Origin of the sequence: Barrientosiimonas endolithica, from assembly GCF_030296655.1 — a bacterium.
GTDB lineage: Bacteria > Actinomycetota > Actinomycetes > Actinomycetales > Dermatophilaceae > Barrientosiimonas > Barrientosiimonas humi.
The window spans coordinates 1,534,603-1,555,012 of the sequence record NZ_AP027735.1; the positions used below are offsets into that span (position 1 = coordinate 1,534,603).

Annotated in this window: 28 protein-coding genes and 1 pseudogene; 17 read left to right on the forward strand and 12 right to left on the reverse strand. The window is 71.3% G+C overall.

Going from position 1 to position 20,410, the window contains the following annotated elements; genetic code table 11:
* The first annotated feature begins 103 nt into the window (after positions 1–103).
* Positions 104–2,197, forward strand: a complete 2,094-nt coding sequence (locus QUE40_RS07735) for a serine/threonine-protein kinase (protein ID WP_289232783.1) — start codon at positions 104–106, stop codon at positions 2,195–2,197.
* A 64-nt stretch (positions 2,198–2,261) separates the two neighbouring features.
* On the forward strand, positions 2,262–2,537 hold the full coding sequence (locus QUE40_RS07740; protein ID WP_289232784.1) for a hypothetical protein: 276 nt from the start codon (positions 2,262–2,264) through the stop codon (positions 2,535–2,537).
* Between the two features lie 98 nt (positions 2,538–2,635).
* Here the strand turns inward: QUE40_RS07740 and QUE40_RS07745 are convergent, their stop codons facing one another.
* Both QUE40_RS07745 and QUE40_RS07750 read right to left on the reverse strand, forming a co-directional pair.
* Positions 2,636–3,283 carry a hypothetical protein gene (locus QUE40_RS07745; protein WP_289232785.1) on the reverse strand — a complete coding sequence of 216 codons (648 nt, stop codon included), beginning with the start codon at positions 3,281–3,283 and terminating at the stop codon, positions 2,636–2,638.
* Positions 3,217–3,912, reverse strand: coding sequence for an MFS transporter (locus tag QUE40_RS07750; protein WP_289232786.1), 696 nt, complete (start codon positions 3,910–3,912; stop codon positions 3,217–3,219). Before QUE40_RS07750 ends, QUE40_RS07745 begins: the two co-directional genes overlap by 67 nt.
* A 105-nt stretch (positions 3,913–4,017) precedes the next feature.
* Between QUE40_RS07750 and QUE40_RS07755 the strand changes: the two genes are divergently transcribed.
* From QUE40_RS07755 to QUE40_RS07795, 9 genes and pseudogenes are all read left to right on the forward strand, one after another.
* A complete protein-coding gene (locus tag QUE40_RS07755; protein WP_289233038.1) occupies positions 4,018–4,410 on the forward strand; it encodes a LysR family transcriptional regulator in 393 nt (130 codons plus the stop codon).
* On the forward strand, positions 4,395–4,949 hold the full coding sequence (locus QUE40_RS07760) for a LysR substrate-binding domain-containing protein (protein ID WP_289232787.1): 555 nt from the start codon (positions 4,395–4,397) through the stop codon (positions 4,947–4,949). Before QUE40_RS07755 ends, QUE40_RS07760 begins: the two co-directional genes overlap by 16 nt.
* A gap of 87 nt (positions 4,950–5,036) precedes the next feature.
* Positions 5,037–5,108 (forward strand): annotated as a pseudogene (locus QUE40_RS07765) (hypothetical protein); the annotation flags it as partial.
* Positions 5,109–5,149: 41 nt separating this feature from the next.
* The gene (locus tag QUE40_RS07770; protein WP_289232788.1) at positions 5,150–6,103 is read left to right on the forward strand and encodes a flavin-containing monooxygenase; all 954 of its coding nucleotides are present in this window, start codon (positions 5,150–5,152) and stop codon (positions 6,101–6,103) included.
* A 169-nt stretch (positions 6,104–6,272) separates the two neighbouring features.
* Positions 6,273–6,809: a nucleotidyltransferase domain-containing protein gene (locus tag QUE40_RS07775; protein WP_289232789.1), complete on the forward strand. Its 537-nt coding sequence runs from the start codon at positions 6,273–6,275 to the stop codon at positions 6,807–6,809.
* Positions 6,810–7,535: 726 nt separating this feature from the next.
* On the forward strand, positions 7,536–7,730 hold the full coding sequence (locus QUE40_RS19060; RefSeq protein ID WP_350227138.1) for a GNAT family N-acetyltransferase: 195 nt from the start codon (positions 7,536–7,538) through the stop codon (positions 7,728–7,730).
* Positions 7,731–7,762: 32 nt separating this feature from the next.
* Positions 7,763–9,001, forward strand: a complete 1,239-nt coding sequence (locus QUE40_RS07785; protein ID WP_289232791.1) for an MFS transporter — start codon at positions 7,763–7,765, stop codon at positions 8,999–9,001.
* A gap of 45 nt (positions 9,002–9,046) precedes the next feature.
* Entirely contained in the window at positions 9,047–9,514 is a 468-nt protein-coding gene (locus QUE40_RS07790; RefSeq protein WP_289232792.1) for an anthrone oxygenase family protein, read from the forward strand.
* Between the two features lie 75 nt (positions 9,515–9,589).
* Positions 9,590–10,420, forward strand: a complete 831-nt coding sequence (locus QUE40_RS07795; protein ID WP_289232793.1) for a nucleotidyltransferase domain-containing protein — start codon at positions 9,590–9,592, stop codon at positions 10,418–10,420.
* Here QUE40_RS07795 and QUE40_RS07800 read toward each other — a convergent pair.
* A complete protein-coding gene (locus QUE40_RS07800) occupies positions 10,409–11,419 on the reverse strand; it encodes a phosphotransferase (RefSeq protein ID WP_289232794.1) in 1,011 nt (336 codons plus the stop codon). The two genes, QUE40_RS07795 and QUE40_RS07800, sit on opposite strands and share 12 nt — an antisense overlap.
* A gap of 105 nt (positions 11,420–11,524) precedes the next feature.
* Here QUE40_RS07800 and QUE40_RS07805 point away from each other — a divergent pair, with 105 nt between their 5' ends.
* Both QUE40_RS07805 and QUE40_RS07810 read left to right on the forward strand, forming a co-directional pair.
* Entirely contained in the window at positions 11,525–11,752 is a 228-nt protein-coding gene (locus QUE40_RS07805) for a type II toxin-antitoxin system Phd/YefM family antitoxin (protein ID WP_289232795.1), read from the forward strand.
* 90 nt (positions 11,753–11,842) lie between these two features.
* On the forward strand, positions 11,843–12,205 hold the full coding sequence (locus QUE40_RS07810; RefSeq protein ID WP_350227102.1) for a type II toxin-antitoxin system VapC family toxin: 363 nt from the start codon (positions 11,843–11,845) through the stop codon (positions 12,203–12,205).
* Here QUE40_RS07810 and QUE40_RS07815 read toward each other — a convergent pair.
* Positions 12,192–12,749, reverse strand: coding sequence for a GrpB family protein (locus QUE40_RS07815; protein ID WP_289232796.1), 558 nt, complete (start codon positions 12,747–12,749; stop codon positions 12,192–12,194). The genes QUE40_RS07810 and QUE40_RS07815 overlap by 14 nt on opposite strands.
* 144 nt (positions 12,750–12,893) lie before the next feature.
* Between QUE40_RS07815 and QUE40_RS07820 the strand changes: the two genes are divergently transcribed.
* Together QUE40_RS07820 and QUE40_RS07825 are read left to right on the forward strand one after the other, a co-directional pair.
* Complete coding sequence (locus tag QUE40_RS07820) at positions 12,894–13,031, forward strand: hypothetical protein (RefSeq protein WP_289232797.1); 138 nt, start codon at positions 12,894–12,896, stop codon at positions 13,029–13,031.
* 29 nt (positions 13,032–13,060) lie between these two features.
* Positions 13,061–13,429 carry a GNAT family N-acetyltransferase gene (locus tag QUE40_RS07825; RefSeq protein ID WP_433997053.1) on the forward strand — a complete coding sequence of 123 codons (369 nt, stop codon included), beginning with the start codon at positions 13,061–13,063 and terminating at the stop codon, positions 13,427–13,429.
* 140 nt (positions 13,430–13,569) lie between these two features.
* Here the strand turns inward: QUE40_RS07825 and QUE40_RS07830 are convergent, their stop codons facing one another.
* From QUE40_RS07830 to QUE40_RS07845, 4 genes are all read right to left on the reverse strand, one after another.
* Positions 13,570–13,773 (reverse strand): type II toxin-antitoxin system RelE family toxin, encoded by a 204-nt coding sequence (locus QUE40_RS07830; protein WP_289232799.1) that lies wholly within the window; start codon positions 13,771–13,773, stop codon positions 13,570–13,572.
* Positions 13,774–13,832: 59 nt separating this feature from the next.
* Positions 13,833–14,111, reverse strand: coding sequence for a type II toxin-antitoxin system Phd/YefM family antitoxin (locus QUE40_RS07835; protein WP_142005167.1), 279 nt, complete (start codon positions 14,109–14,111; stop codon positions 13,833–13,835).
* A gap of 90 nt (positions 14,112–14,201) precedes the next feature.
* Complete coding sequence (locus QUE40_RS07840) at positions 14,202–14,630, reverse strand: hypothetical protein (RefSeq protein ID WP_289232800.1); 429 nt, start codon at positions 14,628–14,630, stop codon at positions 14,202–14,204.
* A gap of 73 nt (positions 14,631–14,703) precedes the next feature.
* Entirely contained in the window at positions 14,704–15,303 is a 600-nt protein-coding gene (locus QUE40_RS07845; protein WP_289232801.1) for a DUF418 domain-containing protein, read from the reverse strand.
* Between the two features lie 510 nt (positions 15,304–15,813).
* On the opposite strand from QUE40_RS07845, the gene QUE40_RS07850 reads away from it, so the two are divergent.
* Positions 15,814–16,149 (forward strand): TraR/DksA family transcriptional regulator, encoded by a 336-nt coding sequence (locus tag QUE40_RS07850; protein WP_289232802.1) that lies wholly within the window; start codon positions 15,814–15,816, stop codon positions 16,147–16,149.
* A 558-nt stretch (positions 16,150–16,707) separates the two neighbouring features.
* On the opposite strand, the gene QUE40_RS07855 is transcribed toward QUE40_RS07850, so the two are convergent.
* Positions 16,708–17,286 carry a DinB family protein gene (locus QUE40_RS07855; protein WP_289232803.1) on the reverse strand — a complete coding sequence of 193 codons (579 nt, stop codon included), beginning with the start codon at positions 17,284–17,286 and terminating at the stop codon, positions 16,708–16,710.
* A 40-nt stretch (positions 17,287–17,326) separates the two neighbouring features.
* Positions 17,327–18,079 (reverse strand): methyltransferase domain-containing protein, encoded by a 753-nt coding sequence (locus tag QUE40_RS07860; protein ID WP_289232804.1) that lies wholly within the window; start codon positions 18,077–18,079, stop codon positions 17,327–17,329.
* A gap of 130 nt (positions 18,080–18,209) precedes the next feature.
* Between QUE40_RS07860 and QUE40_RS07865 the strand changes: the two genes are divergently transcribed.
* On the forward strand, positions 18,210–19,166 hold the full coding sequence (locus QUE40_RS07865) for a TIGR03557 family F420-dependent LLM class oxidoreductase (RefSeq protein WP_142005173.1): 957 nt from the start codon (positions 18,210–18,212) through the stop codon (positions 19,164–19,166).
* A 405-nt stretch (positions 19,167–19,571) separates the two neighbouring features.
* Here QUE40_RS07865 and QUE40_RS07870 read toward each other — a convergent pair whose 3' ends face one another.
* Complete coding sequence (locus QUE40_RS07870) at positions 19,572–19,904, reverse strand: GNAT family N-acetyltransferase (protein ID WP_289232805.1); 333 nt, start codon at positions 19,902–19,904, stop codon at positions 19,572–19,574.
* A 148-nt stretch (positions 19,905–20,052) separates the two neighbouring features.
* Entirely contained in the window at positions 20,053–20,391 is a 339-nt protein-coding gene (locus QUE40_RS07875) for a pyridoxamine 5'-phosphate oxidase family protein (RefSeq protein WP_142005175.1), read from the reverse strand.
* Between the last annotated feature and the right edge of the window lie 19 nt (positions 20,392–20,410).

Genomic DNA, 20,410 nt, shown 5'->3' on the forward strand with positions numbered 1-20,410 from the left:
GGTGACCGGCGGGGGCGCGGAGCGACGCCGGGCCAGCCGATACGCTGGCCGTTCGTCGTCAGTCGTGGCACGCGGGGATGCAACCGAGGGGGAGGTGCCATCCGTGGTCGAAGAACGAGGTAGCCGTGCCGGCAGCCGGTTCGGGCCGTACGAGCTGAAGCACCTGCTCGGTCGCGGGGGCATGGGCGACGTCTACGAGGCGCTCGACACCGTCAAGGAGCGGGTCGTCGCTCTCAAGCTGCTGCCCGAGGCCCTGGCCGAGGACCAGGAGTATCGCGAGCGCTTCCGCCGCGAGGCGCGCACGGCCGCGCGGCTGCAGGAGCCGCACGTCATCCCGATCCACGACTTCGGGGAGATCGACGGCCGGCTGTTCATCGACATGCGGCTGGTGCGCGGGCGCGACCTGCGCTCGCTGCTGAAGCAGAACGGCCCGCTCGGGGCGGCGCGCAGCGTCGCCGTCGTCAGCCAGGTCGCCGCGGCGCTCGACGCCGCCCACCGCGACGGGCTGGTGCACCGCGACATCAAGCCCGAGAACGTGCTGATCACCGACGGCGAGTTCGCCTACCTCGCCGACTTCGGCATCGCCAGCTCCGCGCAGGACACCCGGCTGACCGGAACCGGCAGCGCGGTCGGGTCGGTGGCGTACATGGCCCCGGAGCGGTTCCGCGACGAGGAAGTCACCGCCGCCGCCGACATCTACTCCCTCGGCTGCGTCTTGTACGAGTGCCTCACCGGCCGCACGCCGTTCAGCTCCAGCACGATCGCGGCCCTGGTGGCCGCGCACCTGTACGACGCGCCCCCGGCCGCCAGCCAGCAGGCGGGGGTCGACGCGCGGCTCGACGGCGTGGTGGCCCGGGCGCTGGCCAAGGATCCGCGCGACCGGTTCCCCAGCGCCGGGGCGCTGGCCGACGCCGCCCGCGGTGCGCTGTCGGCGCAGGACCAGGAGGCCGCGACGAGCATCATGCGCCGCTCGGCCGGCGGGGGAGCCGCTGGTGGGCTCGCGGCCGGAGGGCTGGCCGCCGGTGGGGTCGCAGGCGGCGCGGCTGCTGCCGCCGGGACCGGCGGCGCCGGTGCTGGCCCGGGGCCGACGGCAGGCCCGGGTGCGGGCACGGGCGGGCAGGGTTCCGGTCCGGGCGGGCAGGGTTCGGCAGGAGGCGCGGGGACGACCCGGCAGGTTCCGGGGCGGGCGCAGGACATCACCGCCCAGCTGCCCAAGATCACCGGGGCGGGCACCACCCGTGGCGCAGGCGGTGGGGGCGCTGGCGGTCGCGCCGCCGGTGCAGGCGTCGCGGGTGCCGGTGCGGCTGCTGCCGCAGCAGGTGGCGGCGGTCGCGGTGGGGACGCGTGGCAGGGCGACGGCTACGGCTACGACGGGTCCGACGGTGACGCCTGGGGCGAGGACCCCTACGCCGCGGGCGGTGCCGGCCACGCAGGTGGTGGCGCCGCGGGTGGTGCCGGCCACGCGGGCGGCGGTGGCGGCGGGGGTAACCCGCCGCGGGCGTACCCCGAGCGGGCGCCACAGCCGGAGGGGCGGCGCGGTCCGGCCTCCTGGCTGCTCGCGGCGGCGGTCGCGGCGATGCTGCTGCTCGGCGGGGTGCTGCTGTGGAACCAGCTGCGTGACAACGGTGGCGGTGCCGCCGACCCGTCGGGCTCCGGGGGCACGCCTCCGGCCACGAGCGGGCCGGCCGGGTCCGGGTCGTCGGGGTCGGACCCGGGCTCCGAGTCGCCCGACGGCGAGAGTCCGAGCACGCTGCCGGACCAGACGCCCTCGTCGAGCCAGGAGACGCTGCCCGACCCCACCGAGAGCGAGACGACGGACGAGGACGACTCGCCGAGCCCGGAGCCGTCGACGCCCGAGCCCTCGAGCCCGTCCAGCTCCTCCAGCGAGACGTCCGACGACGAGGGGAGACCCAGGAGCCGTCCGGGCCCACGCTCAGCGGCGCGGGGTACGACCGGCAGGGCTGGACGCACAGCGGCGCCGCCCGCTGCAACGCCGACGACAACGCGCGCATGGTCACCCGCACGGCGTCGGCCTACGTCGTCATCTGCGCCCGCGCCGACAACGGCAACACCTACTAGCGCGCCTACCAGACCGACAGCGGCAACGCGATCGAGATCGGCTTCCCGGTGCGATCCGGCGGTGGGTGGACGGTCTCCAACGACGGCTACGTCTATCGGATCACCCCGAGCTCGCTGACCATCCGCAACGGCAGCAAGGAAGTCCTCAACGAGGCCACCCAGCTCTACGACGAGGTGCCCTGATGGCCGGCCGGCGCCCCGTGGTGTTCGACCACATGTACGAGCGGATCATGATCATCGGCATGGTGCTCGTCGGCGGCCTGTGCCTGATCGCGGGGGTGCTGTCGACCGTGGCGGTGCTCGCCGTCGACGGGGTCAACGAGCGGCTGTGGATCTTCGCTCTCGTCCTGGTGGTCGCCGGGGTCGCGCTGGTGGGCGGTGCGTACGCCTGGTTCGCCCGGTTCACCCGGCAGCAGGACCGTGTGGCGGCCCCGGAGCAGGCGCCCCCCAACGCATGAAACCGGGTTAGGTGCATCTGACCCTGATGCATCGAGGTTAAACGCACGAAACCCGGTTTCATGCGCGGCTGGGGGCCCCGGACCGGGTCACGCCGGGGTCATGACTGCGCGGTGGTCCGGCGGCGTGCGCCCAGCGCGGCGATCGCGGCCAGCAGCACGATGATGATGGCCGCGAACCAGGTGATGACGGTCGTGGCGGGCAGCTGCAGCATGGCCAGGCCCATGCCGAGCACGGGCACGATCAGGCCGAGGTAGGAGAACAGGAACAGTCCCGCCAGGGCCTCGCCGCGGCGGTCGGGGGCGGCCATGGCGACGACCTTGCCCACGGCGTCCTTGAACAGCACCCCCGAGCCGATGCCGGTGACGATGCCGCCGACGAGGAAGGCCGTCAGGCTGGTCGACCGCATGCCGATGACGAGCACGACCAGGCCGAGGGCCTGGAGCACCGGACCGAGCGGCTGGCGCGCGTTCTCGCGCAGGTGACCGGTCAGGGTCTGCGCCGCGGCAGCCGCCGCGAACACGGCGAACACGATCGCGCCGGCGAGGGCGCGGGAGGGGCGGTGGAGCTCACCGGCGACGAACGCGGGGGCCACCGAGGTGAACAGCCCGAACACGGAGAAGGCGGCGATGCCGGCTCCGGCGGCGGCGACGTACGCCGGCTTGTCGCCGTGGTCGGCGCTCACCCGCTGCGGGCGGTACGGGCGGCTGCCCCAGCGCAGCTCGACGGTCTCGGGCGTGGCGAGCACGGCGACGATCGCGAGCACGAGCAGGCCGGCGAAGACGGCGTAGGGGTGCGCAACGGGCCGTCGACCCACTGCGCGAGGCACCCGGCGACGAGCGTGCCGGCGCCGAGGCCGCCGATGTTGGCGGCCGTGGAGACGATCTGGAAGCGCTGCGGGGAGGCCTCGGGGCGGTGCGCGCTGTGCAGCTCGTGCAGGTGCGCCGTCGCGGTGGCGGTGAGCATGCCGACGCCGAGGCCGCTCACGACCCGGCCGACGATGAGAGCCGGGAGCGCGCTGCTCAGCAGGAAGACGACGGCGGCGACGAGCTCCAGCGCCAGCGCGGTGACCAGCACCCGCTTGCGTCCGACCCAGTCGGACACGTGGCCGGCGAGGATCAGGCTGGCGATGACCCCGACCGCGTAGACCGCGAAGACCACGGTGACGGTGAAGGTCGAGAAGCCGTCGGCCTGCATGTACAGGGGGTAGAGCGGCGTCGGCACCGTCGAGAACGCCATCGCGACGAGGAAGGCGAACGCCACGCACCAGAAGCCGACGCCGTGGCGGGGCGAGCCGATGCTCCCCGGCTCAGCCGCTCGGGCGCGGCTGTCGGCCGGGACGGCGGGGGTGGGTTGCTGGGACGGCGGCGCGGACACGGGCGGGCCTCTCGGGGGTGCGTGCGGGGGATCTGCGTCCACTGTGCGCTTGCCCCAAACATCATGTCCAACGAAGATCAGTGCTGGTCAGAATCACGAATCGTGATGGTCGTTTCGGAGGGTGCCGTGGACCTGCGCCAGCTGGAGTACTTCCTCGCCGTTGCCGAGGAGCTGAGCTTCACCCGGGCCGCCCACCGCCTGCACGTGGTGCAGTCGGGCGTCTCGGCGTCGATCAAGAGCCTCGAGCGCGATGTCGGCGCACCGCTGCTCGACCGCAGCTCGAAGCACGTGCGGCTCACCGACGCGGGCGCGCGGTTGGTGCCACAGGCGTACGCCGTGCTCGAGGCTGCGCAGCGGGCCCGCGACGCCGTGGCCGCCGACGACGGAGAGCTCAGCGGGACCGTGCGGCTCGGCACGATGACGTCGGTGCGGCTGCTCGACGTGCCGGCGATCCTGGGGAGTACCACCGCCGCCACCCGCGCGTGCAGCTGCTCATGACGGCGGCGCCGACGGGGTCGCGGGGGCTCGTCACGGCCCTGCAGGAGCGGCGGCTCGACCTGGCCTTCGTCGCGACGCGCACGGGGCCGCCGGGCATCCGGTTCGTGCCGATCGCCGAGTCCGAGCTGCGGCTCGTGGTCCCCGAGGACGACGAGCTCGTACGCCGGTCGCGGGTCGGTCTGCCCGATCTCGCCGGGCGGTCGTTCATCGACGCGCCCGAGGGCTACGGCACCCGCGCCGTCATCGACGCGGCGTTCGCGGAGGCGGGCGTCGGTCGGCGGGTGACCCTCGAGATCAACGACCTGGGAACGGGATTCGACTACGTGCGCCACGGGCTCGGCATCGCGCTGCTGCCGGACTACCTCATGCCCACCAGCGACCTGACCGGCGTCGCCGTGCTGTGCATGGACGACGAGGCCGAGCTGACGTGGCCGGTCGCGCTGGCCGCCCGTGCCGACCGCGCCCCCAGCGCCGCGGCGGCCGCGCTGGAGGAGCTGGTGCGGGAGACGACCGTCGCGGGCAACCCCGTGGCCGGGTAGCCGTACGGCGCGGCCCGGCGCCGGAGGGCACTGCGGTGCGGCGGGCATACCAGATCGGCGCGGTGCGTTGAGGGGGTCGTGGACGTGATGGACGCCGTCGTGATCGGGGCCGGGCAGGGCGGTCTCGCCGCGTCCTACTTCCTGCGCCAGCGCGGGGTCGACCACGTCGTGCTCGACGCCAACCCGGTGCCGGGCGGCGCGTGGCAGCACCGGTGGGACTCCTCACGATGCGCGACGTGCACGGTGTCGCCGACCTGCCGGGATCGCCGGCGCCGGAGCGCACCGACGAGCGTGCCAACGTGGCCGTGCCGGCGTACTTCGCGGCCTACGAGCAGCAGCACGACCTTCCCGTCGAGCGACCCGTCGACGTCGACCGGGTGACCAGCGACGGCGGCCTGCTGGTCGTGCACGCGGGGGAGCGGCAGTGGCGCACGCGCGCCCTGGTCAACGCCACCGGCACGTGGACCAGGCCGAACTGGCCGAGCTATCCCGGTGTCGAGGACTTCGCCGGCGAGCAGTTCCACACCGCGACCTACCCCGGGCGCGAGCACCTGCGCGGTAAGCGCGTCATCGTCGTCGGGGCCGGTGCGTCGGCCGTGCAGTTCATCGGCGAGCTCGCGCCGATCGCCGACGTGGTGTGGGTGACCCGCCGGCCGCCGCAGTGGCGCACCGACGACTTCGGCCCCGAGACCGGGCTCCAGGTCGTCACCGAGGTGGAGAAGCGGATCGTGGCCGGCCTGCCGCCGATCAGCGTCGTGGGCGCCACGGGGCTGATGCTGCGCGAGCAGGAGCACGAGGCCGACGCGCTGGGGGCGTACGACCACCCGCGCCCGATCTTCGAGCGCATCGTCGCGCACGGGGCCGAGTGGGCCGACGGCACCGTCGAGCAGGCCGACGTGATCCTCTGGGCGACCGGATTCCGTTCTGCCGTGGACCATCTCGAGCCTCTGGGGCTGCGCGGACCGCACGGCGGCATCCCGCTCGACCGGGTGCCGCGCAACGTGCAGGCCGCCAACACGGCGTCCCGCGACCCGCGGGTGCACCTGGTCGGCTACGGCCCCTCGGCGAGCACGATCGGCGCGAGCCGCGCCGCGCGCCGGGCCGCCATGGAGGTCGCTCAGCAGGTCGCGACCGAGCGCGAGTCGGCGTCCTGATCCAAGCCGCCGCGCTCAGGGGCGGCCGGGGCTAGGCTCACGTCTCGTGCCAGCTGTGCCCGGACCGCCCGCCGACCAACCGCCCGCTGCCGGGCACCTTCCGCCGGACCAGTTCGATCGGTGGTATGGCGGCTGGGATCCATTGACCCCCAACGACATTGGCAAGTTCATGGCCGGTTTCGACCGGCCCTGGTGGATCATCGGCGGCTGGAGCATCGAGGTCTACACCGGCGTGCGTCGGGATCACGAGGACATGGACATCTCCATCCTGTCGAGCGACGCCGAGGCGTTCCGCCGGTTCCTCGGTGACCGCTGGACTCCGTGGAACGTCGACGAGGGCTGGTTCCGGCCGTACGACGACCGGTTCCGCGAGATCCGACCCGACAGCCAGCTGTGGGTCCGGCGCGACGCGCGGTCGCGGTGGGTGCTCGACGTGCCGCTGACCCCGGACACCGACGGCTGGTGGACCAACAAGCGCAACCGCTCGCACACCGAGGATCTCGACGACGTCACGTGGGTGGCGCCCGACGGACTGCGCTATGCCCGGCCGGAGGTGACGCTGATGTTCAAGGCCGCGCAGGTGCGCGCGAAGGACCGCCGCGACGCCGAGGTGCTCCTGCCCCTGCTCGACGACCGGGCGCGGACCTGGCTGCGGGACACGATGCGACGCATCGACCCGGACCATCCGTGGGCTGCTCTGCCGTGATCCTGCCGAAAACCGGTTGCTGCTGGCATCGCCCACAGGCTGCGATCGGTCCATGAGCATCGAGCTGGCCACACCGACCGCCGACGAGCTGCCGGAGGCGGTCGACGCGCTGCGGCGGTGGCAGCGGCGCGACGAGGTGCCGTTCCAGATCCACCCGGGCGACCTCGGCTGGCACCACTGGGACGGCCCTGCCGCGACGGCGGCCGACGTGCGCACCTGGCGGCGTGACGGTGAGCTGGCCGCGGTCGGCTTCCTGGACACCCCTGACGTGCTCCGGCTCGGCATCGCTCCCGAGCTGCGCAGCGACGAGGACCTCGCCGCACGGATCGCGGCCGACCTCCTGGCACCCGACGCCGACGTGCTCCCCGCGGGCGAGGTGAGCGTCGAGGCGCACACGGGCGTACGCCTGAAGCAGCTGCTCGCCGACGCCGGCTGGGCGGACGCCGAACCGTGGACCCAGCTGCGGCGCGACCTCACCGACCCGGTGGAGCCGCCTCCCGGGCTGCGGGTCGAGGTGGTGGACGGGCGGAACGTCAGCGAGCGCACTGCCGTGCACCGCTCGGCGTTCGGGAGTGCGCGGTTCACCGACGAACGGTGGCGCACGGTGGCAGCGAGCCCGGCGCACGCCGACGCCTGCTGCCTCCTCGGCTACGACGAGGACGACGTCCCGGTGGCTGCGATCACCGTGTGGTCGGCGGGGAGGGCGTGCCCGGACTCATCGAGCCGATGGGTGTGCACGCCGACCACCGCGGGCGCGGGTTCGGCACGGCGATCACCCTCGCGGGCGCGGCCCGGCTGCGCGAGATGGGAGCATCCAGCGCGGACGTCGCGACGCCGAGCTCGAACACCGGGGGTGTGGCGACCTACGTCGCGGCGGGGATGTCCGTGCTGGGCGAGGTGCACGACAAGCGTCGGGGCTGAGCCGGCAGCGGTGGTGCTGCGAGACTGACGGCGTGCGGCGTGCGGAGTGGTCGATCTCGCCGTCGTTCCTGCGCTACTGGCGGGCGGCGGCAGTGTCCGGACTGGGCACGTACGTCACGCTGTTCGCGCTCCAGGCCCTCGTGGTGCTCGACCTCGACGGGACCGCGAGCGACGTCGGGTGGCTCAGTTCCGCGCGCTGGTTGCCGTTCCTGGTGTTCGGGCTGATCGTCGGGGCGGTCGTCGACGGCAGGAAGCGTCTCCCACTGCTCGTGCGCACGCACCTGCTGCAGGCCGTGCTGCTGCTCGCCGTCCCGGCGCTGTGGTGGCTGGACCTGCTGTCGCTGCCGGTGCTGCTGGTCGTCGTGTTCGCCTACGGCACGGTGTCGGTCGTGAGCGGCGCGGCCGAGATGTCGCTGCTGCCGCGCCTGCTCGAGCGCCGCCAGCTGCAGCCCGCGCACGCGCGGGTCGACGGTGCCGACGCCGTGGCATCGACCGCCGGGCCGGCGCTCGGCGGCGCTCTCGTCAGCGCGGTCGGCGCGCCCGTGGCCGTGCTGCTGGACTCGCTGAGCTACCTCTACTCCGCGCTGACCCTGCGCGGCATCCAGCTCGACGAACCACCTGCCCGCACCGGCGTGACCGTGCGCGGGCTCCTGCGCGACGCGGTCGACGGGTTCCGTTACGCCTACGGCGCTTCCGGCCTCGCGGTGCTCGCGATCGCGACCCATGGTTGGTTCGTCGGCAACGCGATCATCGGGGTCGTGCTCGCGCCGTACGCCCTGCGCAACCTCGACCTCTCGGCGTTCCAGTTCGGTCTGGTCGGCGCGGTCGGCGGGGTGGGAGCCGTCCTGGGCGCCGCAGTCACCACCTGGGTCGGCCGGCGCCTCGGCACGGGGCGGACGATCATCCTGTGCCACGTGGTCACCGCCCTGGGCGTGGTCGCGATGGTCGGCGCAGGCAGCCGCGCGTCCGGCGCTTGGGCGATGACGTTGCTCATGCTGGGCCAGGGGCTTTACGGACTCGCGATGGGCATGAGCAACTCGCACGAGATGAGCTATCGGCAGCTGGTCACCCCCGACGAGCTGCAGGCGCGCACGAACACCACGCTGCGGTCGCTCAATCGGACGGTCATGGTCGTCGTCGCGCCCGTCGCGGGAATCCTGGCTGATGCGTGGGGGATTCGCCCGATGCTGGTCGTCGCCGCGGCCGTGTTTGCGCTGGTCGCCGCCGGCCTGGCCGCCACGTCGTTCCGCAACGTCCGGGCGCCGGTCTGACGCCGAGGCATAGACGGATCGCCGCGCCGCCGGTGAACTGGTGGCATGAGCGCAGTCGGTTTCGTTGCGATGTTCGCCGCCACGATCACGGTGGGACTCACCGCCGGCCTGTTCTTCGCGTTCGCGGTCGCGGTCATGCCGGGGCTTGCGCGCACCGACGCAGCCACGTTCGTGCCTGCCATGCAGCGGATCAACGTGGCCATCGTCAACCCCGTGTTCCTCGTCGTGTTCCTCGGGCCGCTGCCGATGCTGGTGCTCGGCGCGGCGCGCGGGCCGTCGCGGACGTGGGCGACCGCGGCTCTGGTGCTGTACGCCGTGACGGTCGCCATCACGGTGGCCGGCAACATCCCGCTCAACAACGCGCTCATGAAGGTCCCGACCGACCAGGGCGGCGCGATCCTCGAGGCCGGGCGAGCAGAGTTCGAGACCCGGTGGAACCGGCTGCACCTGATCCGAACGGTGGCCGTGATCGTGTCGTTCGTCTGCTGTCTCGCCGCCCTGCGTTCGGGGTGAGAGAGCCGCGCCGGCATGGGTCCTGGTCCGGAAAGCGACTGGCACCAAACAGGTTCGAGCGTCAGCATGGCCATCGTGGCACCCACGACCGATCTGAGCGACGAGCTTCTGCGCCGGCTGGCCGACGACCTGGTCCGCGTCGACGGTGTCGTCGCTGTCGCCCTCGGCGGTAGCCGGGCTCGGGGCACGCACGGCCCGTCGTCGGACTACGACCTCGGCGTCTACTCCGAGCCTGACCGCCTCGACCTGGCCGCCCTGGGTGGTGTGGCGCGGGCATGGGCCCAGGAGGACGTACGAATCGCTCGGCCCGGGGAGTGGGGGCCTTGGGTCGACGGGGGAGCCTGGCTCACCGTGCACGGGCGTGCGGTCGACTGGATCCTGCGGGACGTGCAGCGGGTCGCTGAGCAGTGCCGGAGGGCGCAGGCCGGGGAGTTCGGTTTCCACACGCAGCCCGGGCATCCGCTCGGGTTCCTGGACGTGAGCTACGCCGGCGAGGTGGCCATCGGACATCCGTTGGCCGACCCGTCCGGATGGCTCGCGTCGCGCCAGCGAAGCGTCGATCCCTATCCCGCCGCGTTGCGACGGGCGCTCGTCGCTCACACCTGGCAGGTCGACTTCCTGCTCGGCGCCGCGCGCAAGGGCGCTGCCCGGGGTGACGCGGCGTACGTCGCACTGTGCTGCTCGCAGGCGGCGATGTTCTGCGCGCACGGGTGGCACGCGCGTGCCGGGGTGTGGGTGGTCAACGAGAAGGGGTCCTCGCAGGGGTCGATCGTCTCGGCGTCGAGCTGGCCGGCTTCAGCGGGGCCGTCCACAGCGTGCTCGGGCGCCTCGGGGAGACCCCGGACGAGCTGCTCGCGTCGGTGGAGCGGCTGCAGACGGTGCTCGGCGAGTCGGTCAGCCGGCTGAGCCGGGACGGAGGCGGCGGGGAACAGAGCTGAGCTGGTCGTACGCCGCCGCACGCCAACCCGTCGGGTCGTCGCCGGCGGGGATGAGCAGGAGTGAGTACCAGAGCGTGAGCACGTCCCACCAGTCGCGCTCGGTCGGGCTGAGCGGGCGCACGTCCTCGTAGCCCGTGAGAAACGTTGCGCGGACGTCCGCGGACACCGGTCCCCAGTCGCGAAACCGGGTGCCGAGCAGGACTGCGGCTCGCGAGAGCTCGTCGATGCGGTGATCGACCCGGGCCTCCTCCAGGTCGAGGACAGCCACGACGGTGTCGCCGTCGCACAGGACGTTCGACGCGCGGAAGTCACCGTGCAGAAGCTGCGTGGGGAGTGCCTCCCTGGAAGCCGAGTCGACCAGCTGGCGCAGCGCCGTCACGGCGACAGGCGGCACGTGCTCTCCGGCGGTGTCGAGCCAGCTCGTGACACGGTCGCCGAGTGCTGCGCGATCGTCTTCGCTCTCGAAAATGGTTGTGCTGCATGAATATTCGTTCAACGCTAGATGGAGCTGCGCGAGCGTTCGGCCCGCGGCGAGCATCTGCGCTGGATCGTCGACGTCGAGATGCTGGGCGTCGATCACGTGCTGCAGCGACACGGCGGCGCCGTCGACGGTGACCTGGAGCGCGCCACTGCAAGCGGGCAGCGGCGCGGAGACCGGGAGCCCGCGTGCGACCAGCCACTGGGTCAGGTCAGCGACCTGGCCCAACCGCGGGAACCGGGACGGCGCCACCGACCACTTCGCGAGCACCCTGCCACTGGGCGTCGTGACCCAGGCGAGCGCGTTGTAGTCACTCATGACGATGCGGTCGCACGACTCGACGGACAGGCCCCAGCCGTCGTACACCGTGCGGGCGATCCACCGACCCGCGGCCACGGCGTCGGGAAACCCGAACCGGGCGTCGAGCGTGCGCATCGGGTCAAGGTCTTCCCACAGCATCTCGACGGGCGGCACGGGGGAGTGAGGCACGGATCTGATCATGTCCGGTCTCGTGGGCGGGGACATGCCGGTGTCAGCGGCAGGTGCAATAATGGCCACAAATATGATGTTTAATGTGGCCACGGGAGGGCGAGGATGACGCAGGTAGGCGTCCGCGAGCTGCGTGATGGGCTGAGCCGGCACCTCGCCGCGGTTCGTGAGGGGCGGACCATCACGGTGACCGACCACGGGCGCCCGGTGGCGCGGCTCGTCCCTGTCGGTGTTCCGACGAACCTCGAAAGGTTGGTAGCAGAAGGCAAGGTCACACCCGCACGTCGGGAGCGGCGCCCGCTGCCTGCGCCCCTCGAGACGGCCGGGGAGTGAGTGACCTGATCGCCCAGCAGCGCCGGTGATCGCCTACCTGGACACCTCGGCGATCGTGCCGTTGCTCGTCGCCGAGCCGAGCACGTCTTTGTGCCAACGGATCTGGCAGGACGCGGATCGGCTGGTGAGTTCCGCGCTGGCGTACGTCGAAGCGGCGGCCACCCTTGCCATGGCGCAGCGACAGCTGCGGATCACCCCGAGGAGCGCGAGATCGCCTGGTCGCGCTTGACCGAGATCTGGCCTGACGTGGACGTCGTGGAGGTGGATACCCAGCTGCTCGCGACGGCAGCAGAGCTGACGAGCGAGTTCTCGTTGCGTGGTTACGACGCGGTGCACTGCGCGTCGGCCAAGCTCATCGACGACCCTGACCTCGTGGTGGCGGCCGGTGACGCGCAGCTGCTTGACGCCTGGTCGCGCCTCGGGCTCGCGGTGCTCGACGTCAACCAGGGTTGAGATCGTCGTCGTTCTCACGGTCCTGCCAGTCGCGAGCCAGGTCCAGGAGCTCGGCGATGACGGGTGCCTTGCCGGCGCGGTAGGCAGGCCGGTCGCGTGCGTCGGTGGCTGCAAGCGAGTGCTTGAGCCGTGCGTAGCGGCGCGCGTCGTCGGGGTGCGCCCGCAGGTAGTCGCGGAACAGCAACCAGTCGCGCCAGGCCGGCGAGGCCTGCTCCACGACGTGCAGGTGGTGCGTGCGTCGTTCGACGCTCGGGAAGCACAGCGACCACTTGCGCTGGTCGGCGTCACCAGGTTCCGGAGCGGCGACCCAGGACAGATGTTCGAGCCGCTGGGGCGCGTCGGTGAACGCGGCGTAGTCGTCGACCAGCGCCAGCATGTCGATGATCGGCTTGGCCGCCAGGCCAGGGACCGATGTCGACCCGATGTGCTGGATGGGTGCCACGAGCACGTCGGTCAGCTCGGACTCCAGCGCTGCCTTCTGCGTCGCGAACGACGACGGCCAGGCCGGGTCGTACGGCTGGATCACGATGGGGTCCTGGCGCACGTGATCCAGCCTGTCACGCCTGCCCTGTTGCCCTCCGACTTAACCGCCGATAATCGACATTATGTCAACTAGTGCGGCGACCAATCGCAACCCGTTGCTCGACGAGACAGGTTGTGCATCTCCCTCATGCCTAGCATCAAAGCCATGGGGATGCCGATCTCGCTGCGGTCGAACCGGCTCGCGCTACGCCAGCTCAACTCCATGGACCTGGATCGCGTTCACGCCTTGTTCTCCAGCGACGGGCACACGATCGGCGACGGCCCTATCGACGATCGACGGTGACGCTGCGGTGGCTTGAGCGACGGAGTCAGGTGTACGAGGAAGTCGGCTTGGCCTGGTACGGACTCTGGGACGGTGATGGGAACTTCGTCGGGAACTGCGGCGTATTCCGCGGACGCTGCGGCGATGACCCCGAGATCGGGTACGAGGTCGCCCTCCCGCGCAGGGGTCAGGGTTACGCCCGCGCGGCGGTCCGTGCTGTCACCGACGCGGCGCATTTGGTTGGCCACCGCCGTCTGTGGGCGACCGTTCGCCCGGTGAACTTCGCTTCAGTGCGCACCGTCCAGTCGAATGGTTCAGTGCGCACCGTCCAGTCGAATGGTTACCGGTCCGTTCGCAGGGCTCGGGATGCGAAGGGCGACCTCGACTACTACGTCCATGACGTCGACACGCAGGGGTGACTGCTGGTGCATGACCCGCAGGAGGTAGACCGGCGGCGGTCATCGCCGCGGCAAGATGGCCGCCGCTCCCCGGCCTGCCGACCTCGGAGCCAGAAAATTCGTGACCGTCCGTCAGCCACCAACACAGGCTCCCCTGGCACTCATCGTGACTTGTAGACCCGCGCCCGGTGCCCGATTCGGCTCACGACGACTTCCTGCGCCTGGTCGTCGATCACGTACAGGATGCGGTAGTCGCCGCGCCGTGCCGACCACTGCCCTTCGGAGTCATCGCGAAGAGGCTTGCCGACGCGGTGAGGGTTGCCGACCAGCGGGCCGTAGATGAACTCGATGATCGCCGGGGTCACCCTGGGCGGCACCTGATCCAGGTCGCGGATCGCTGCGACCGAGAGCAGAGCTGTGAAGCTCACGCCTTCCCTACGCCATACCGGCGGCGGACGGCTCCTTCATCCCACAGTTCGCCTCGCTCGCGCTCGGCCAGAGCCTCGTCGGACGCCTCGCGCGCGCCGGGCTGCGACTGCCAGTGCAACGTCTCCTCGATGGACTCCAGGTCCTCCACCGAGATCAGCACGGCCGCAGGCTTGCCTCGACGGGTGATGGTCACTCGTTCGTGGGTGTTCACGGCGGAGTCGATCAACTCGTTCAGCTTCGCCTTGGCTTCGGTCAGCGGCAGCGTCGTGCTCATGCTCGTCAGGTTACACGATCGAACCTGAATACGGATCTGGACAGATCTGAAAACAGTGCCTCGCGATCTCAAGCCACCGCCCGATCTCACCTATGCATCGAGGTCAGGGCACATCTGGCTCAGCTCGGCCAGCTGCTCGCGGGTGACGTACGACGGGTTGCTGCCGGCCGGCATGCGCAGCACCTCCATGGCGCCGAGCACCGGGTGCCCGAGGAGCTCCGAGCGCAGCAACGGCGGCGTCAGCGGCGCCAGCTCGATCGGGATCACGCCGCCTTCGGCCCCTCCGGTCGTACGTCCGTGCGCGTAGATCCCGGAAGGCAGTCCGGGTGCTTTGCCGCTCACCCACAGCAACGCGGGCTGGCCGGCCACGACGAGGTCGGTGCGGTACGACGGTCGTACGCATCGCGTTTCGACGTGCGCGAACGCGGACCGCACGTGCGCCTGAGTCTCCGGCGCGTCGCCGCGTGCCTTGAGCAACCACGCGCCGAGGGACTCCGCGGAGAGCGCACGAGCTGCCACCCCTCGAGCCTGGCACATGCTCGAGGAGTGGCGGGCTCGGGGACCTCGACGCCTGCAGCCTCGCACCGCAGGGTTACGCGTTGGCCGGTGCGGGCACGGCGGCGCGGCTGACCGGACGCGCACTCCCCCAGGTCACGCGACGCCAGACCTGCTCCAGCGGGCCCTGCGGGAACCGGCTGAGCCAGACCCGGCTGAGCACCATCTGCAGCAGCGCGATCCCACCGCACAGAGCGAGCATCCGCAGCAGCCCCTGAGCGGTGCCGTCGATGCCGAGCTGGGTCTGGAACGGGCGCGCCGCCAGCAGCAGCAGCGTCGCACCGACGTAGTTGGTCAGCGACACCCGGCCGAGTGAGCCGAAGGTCGCCACGAGCGCGCCCCGCACCGGGGTGTGCATGAGGGCCACGGTGAGGCCGACGTACGTCGTGGCCATGAGCAGTCCGGTGACGGTGGAGCTCATGGAGAAGCCGAGGGTCCCCGGGTTGGCAGCCAGGCCCGGCAGCAGCAGCGCCGCCACCGCGCCGGTCACGACGGCGAGCGACAGGGCGGTCCGCCACGCGCCCGGCTGCTCCAGACGCTGCGGAACGTCGAAGGCGGTCAGTGCGAGGCCGAGCACGAAAGCCCCTGGGATCAGGGCGAATCCGCCGCCCGCGACGACGCCGGCTGGCAGCAGCACCGTCGTGGCCGCGACGACGCCCCAGCGTGGGAGCCAGCTCGCCGGCAGGAGTACCAGGAGCCCGGCGAGGGCGTACGGCAGGAGCGCCTCCCCGGCTGCAGCAGCTGGTGCACTCCCCGAGTGCGAGCAGGAACGCGAAGCGACGGACGTACGGCCAGCGCGAGGTCTCGCCTCGGCGGCGCGCGGACGCGAGCATCAGCCCGAAGCCGAGCCCGAACAGCAAGGAGAAGATCGGGAAGAACCGCTCGTGCACGGTCAGCCCGAGAGCGACCTGCACGTCGTTGAATCCTTCCTCGGCGGGAAGGTTGAGGACGGTCGGGGCGTTGGCCGCGAGGATGCCGCAGAGGGCTATCCCCCGGATGACGTCAAGGGTGTCGATGCGCTTCATGCTGCGAGAATCGCGCGTCTGGACGGGGCCCCACATCGGCCATGAGATCGGTTGTGCGGCAACAGCATCGGCCGTTCGGCCGATCCCCCGCGGCACCTTCTCGAGCGGGTTAGTCTGCCCGGGTGACGAGCGAGGTGACCGAGGCGCTGGCGCGGGAGCGCGCCGATGCCGTACGCCGGTTGGCCGACCTCGAGCAGCTGCACCTGCGCATCGTGGACGCCTCGAGGGACGACAACGCCGACGACGAGCACGACACCGAGGGTCAGACGATCGCGTGGGACCGCGCGCAGAACTCGGCTCTCGTCGACGCGACGAAGGAGCGCATCGCCGAGATCGACCGCGCCACAAAGAGATTCGAGGACGGATGGGACGGGAGCTGCGCTGCCTGCGGCGCCCCGATCCCGCACGAGCGGCTGCTGGCCCGACCCACCGCGACCCGCTGCGTCGCGTGCGCATGAGCCTCTAGTCGTCGAGATCGACGCGGCCGGCGGCCCCGGCGAAACCATCCAGGTTGTCGTCGCCGGAGACGCGCATGAGGATCTCGTCCACCACGACGTGGAGCGGCCTTGCGGCGTCGATCCGCGTGGCCGGGTCGGGGAGGCCCTCCCTGTCAGGTGCAGCCGGACGACCAGCTCCCGCTCCTCCCCCGTCGCCCCGAACTCGTCGGGCCGGGCGTCCAGCCGTCGCTCCAGCGTCGCGAGGTCGACGTCGAGGACGAAGACCTCGTCGAACACGTCGATGAAGCGGGCGTGGTTGCGCGAGCCGCCGCAGAAGAACGTGGCGGGCTCGGTGCCGTCGCCGGCCAACGCACGGACCCGGTCGACCGGCCAGATGTGGTGCCAGTGCGACCCCGGGCCGTCGAGCGGCTCACCCGTCTCCGGATCGCCCTGGTAGGCCAGGTCGGTGTCGCCGTTGATCGCGTGGAAGCCGCGCCGACGCAGCTCGTGGCAGACGGAGGTCTTCCCCGTGGCCGAGCCGCCCTCGACGAGGTAGTTCCGCACGCCCACGGGCTCGGCCTACTTCCCCGCCTCGCGGGCGGCCGCCTCGACCTTCGCGCGATAGGCGTTCCACGAGTCCTGCTGGCGCTCAGGGAGATTCGAGTTCTCGGCGCGCATCCCCGCCGCGCCGTCCAGCTGCTCGCGCAGGATGTCGGCGTGGCCCGCGTGACGCGACGTCTCGCTCAGCACGTGCACGAGGACCCCGTGCAGCGTCACGTGCGGGCTCGGCCACCACGGCACGTAGCCCGTGGCCACGAGGTCGAGGGTGCGGATCGTCTCGTCGGCGTGGGCGGACGCTGCGCGATAGATGCCGATGATCTCTTCGCGGCCTTCTTCCGGGGTCGCCCACATGTCCACGTCCTCGGGCTGGTCGTCGTCCCACCACGGCAGGTACGGCTCGAAGGGGCGACCGAAGACATCGCCGAGATACCGCGACTCCCCCACCGCCAGGTGCTTGACCAGGCCCAACAGGTTGGTGCCGGTCGGGGTGAGCGGCCGGCGGACGTCGTACTCGGACAGACCCTCGGTCTTCCAGACGAGCGCCTCACGCGCACCGCGCAGGTAGTCGTGCAGAAGGTCCTTCGCCGTGGTGGTCATGCGCCCATCCTTCCCGGGTCGCCTCGCGCGCGAGGCCGGTTCAGCGCCGGGCGTCGACGAGGTGGCGGGTGGAGTGCGCGACGAACGGTTTGCCGGAGCGCATCTGTGCGTCGAGCTCACGCAGCTCGCGGTCGTACCTCGCCACGCTGAAGTCCGGCACCCACCAGACCAGCTTGCGCAGCGTCCAGACCACGGCACCGATGTCGAAGAACTCCATCCGGCACGTCGCGGTCCGCAGGTCGACGACGGTCAGCCCGGCGTGCTGCGCGGCGGTGGCCTCGTCGTCGGGATGGCGACCCCGGCGTACGTCCTCGGGCAGCGGTCCGAGGAAGTGCTCGATCAGCTCGAAGCCGGAGGCCGGCCCGACGTGCTGGGCGAAGTAGTGCCCACCCGGTTCGAGCACTCGGTGGATCTCCGGCCAGTCGGGACGCACCGGATGCCGTGAGCTCACCAGCTGGAAGCTGTTGTCCTCCAACGGGATCGGCCCGTCGATAGACGTGTCGACGACCTCCACCCCGCGCGGCCCGAGACGCTCGCGAGCCCGGGCTGCGTTGGGCGGCCACGCCTCGGTGACGACCATGCGCGAGGGCAGTACGCCTGCCTCGCCGACCACCTCTCCCCCGCCGGTGTCCAGGTCCAATGCAGACTCGACCGTCGCCAGGCGTTGCGCCAGGAGGCGGGCGAAACCCCACGGTGGGCGCTCCTCCGTCGCGCGGCCGGTCAACCAGTCGAAGCCCCAACCGTCGACGTCGGCGACCTCGGCCTCGCTGACCAGATCCTCGTAGGAGCGCATGAGTCCAGGGTGCTAGCGCCGCCCGCCCGTGTCACGGCCTTTTGTCCTACCCCAGGGTGATTCGAGGTGCGTCGGGCGGTTGATAGATCTGGAGAATCCGCGACAAGCCGTCCCCAGGAGGACCGTTCCGATGCGCATCGGGTTCAAGCTCATCGCCGAGGGCTACGGCCCGAAGGAGATCGTCCGGCAGGCCGTGGCCGCCGAGCAGGCCGGCTTCGACTTCGTCGAGGTGAGCGACCACTACCACCCGTGGCTGTTCAGCCAGCAGCACTCGGGTTACGCCTTCTCGATGCTCGGCGCGATGGCGCACGCCACCGAGACGATCGAGCTGGCAACCGGGGTCACCGCGCCGATCCAGCGCCAGCACCCCGCGATCGTCGCGCAGGCCGCAGCCACCCTGGGCGTCCTGTCCGACGGCCGCTTCACCCTCGGCCTCGGGTCGGGCGAGCGGCTCAACGAGCACGTGACGGGCGAGGGTTGGCCCTCGGTCACCGTGCGCCACGAGATGCTGCGCGAGGCCATCGAGATCATCCGGCTGCTGTGGCAGGGCGGATACAAGTCGTACGCCGGCAAGCACTTCACGCTCGACGACGCCCGCGTCTTCGACCTCCCCGAGGCCGCGCCGCGCATCGTCGTGGCTGCCGGTGGCGACCGCGCGGCCACGATCGCGGCCGAGCTGGGCGACGCGCTCTTCGCGACCGAGGCCAAGCCCGAGCTCGTCGAGGCCTATCGCAAGGCCGGCGGGTCGGGACCGCGCTACGCCGAGGTGCCGCTGAGCTATGCCGCGACCGAGCAGGAGGCGGCCGAGTCGGCCCACAAGATCTTCCGGTTCGGCCTCCTGGGTTGGAAACTCATGTCCGAGCTGCCGAACCCGATCAACTTCGAGGCGGCCGCCTCGTGGATCGGCGTCGACGACGTGCGCGAGGCGTTCGGCTGCGGCCCCGATCTCGACCGGCACGTCGAGGTGGCCGCCCAGTTCGCCGACGCCGGCTTCGACCACCTGGCCCTCGTCAACGCCGGGCCCGACATGGACGCCTTCTTCGAGCACGCCCAGCACGCACTCATCCCGGCGCTGCGGAACCGGTGAGCTTCGAGGCGGTGAATCCGCTTGTGACTGAACGGGATTGACTAGTCACAAGCCTGCCGTCGAGCGACCGAGCACAGGCTGTCGTTCGCCTCACGCCAGCGCTGCGACATCGACGCCCAGTAGTGCGTGGTCAGACGAACCACGCACTGGCGTACATCGGGATCGGCCCAGCGCGCGCCGCGGGCGAACCCAGTCACGGTGCGCTTGAGCGTACGCCGGCGCCATCGGCAATCAGATGATGAGTCGTGTTGTGCTGCAACAAGATTGAAGGGTTCGATGTGGAGGGTTGCGAGCGGCTGCAAGCACGCTGCTCGAAGCTGACAAGTCGAGTCGTCGAGAGATCGAAGTTGTTGCGGTACAGGCTGTTTCGCAGACCACTCCCCGGCTGGCCGTGGAGAAACCTCCCTAGGTCAAGTCGAGCACCATCATGTGGAGCCCGACGTATCCGTGCGCCGCGGATCGGTACGCGCCTGGCACTGTCCCCACGATCCGAAACCCCAGCGACTTCCACAGGTGCACGGCGGCGGTGTTGGACTCGACCACCGCGTTGAACTGAATGGCACGGTAGCCCTGGCCGCGGTGCCAATCGATGACGTACGCGGCCAGCCGACGGCCCACGCCACGACCGCGTGCTCCAGGGGCAACCATGAAGCTCGCCGTGCCGATGTGGTCGCCGCGACCAGGCCGGTTCGGCCCCATCTTGGCGGTCCCGAGCACCGTGCCGTCCTCGAGCACCACCGTTCGGCCAGGGGTTCCTCGACCCACAGGGCGCGCGCCTCGTCGCTGGTCAGGTTCTCGGGGTAGGCGTAGGTCTCCCCCGCCGCGACAGTCTCAGCGAAGATCGGCCAGACCTGATCCCAGTCGCCGTCCTCTATCGGGCGGATCATCACAGGTTCGTGCCTTCGTCGGCGTGTGCGGCCGGGCGGTGAAGGACGGCGGTCGCCGGTGTGAATCGAATTGCCTCGCTGTCGCCCTCCGCGGTGCCGTCCACCAGGAGTGTGTAGCCCCGGGGCCGCTGCGGAGGGAAGAGCAGGGTCGCAGCGGGGTTCTTCACCAGGTTGGCGGCCGATCCCTTGCTGCCGGGGAGGTCGAGCACGCCGTCGGCGTATGTCGTGGGGTCGACCGTCACCGCTTTCACCCGGCCGGCGTCGCTGGTCAGCAGGTAGCCAGCTCCGAAGTCTCGCAGCGTGGTCGCCAGCTGCTCCAGCTCCACCGGAATGCTCATGCCCGCAACCTATCGCTCG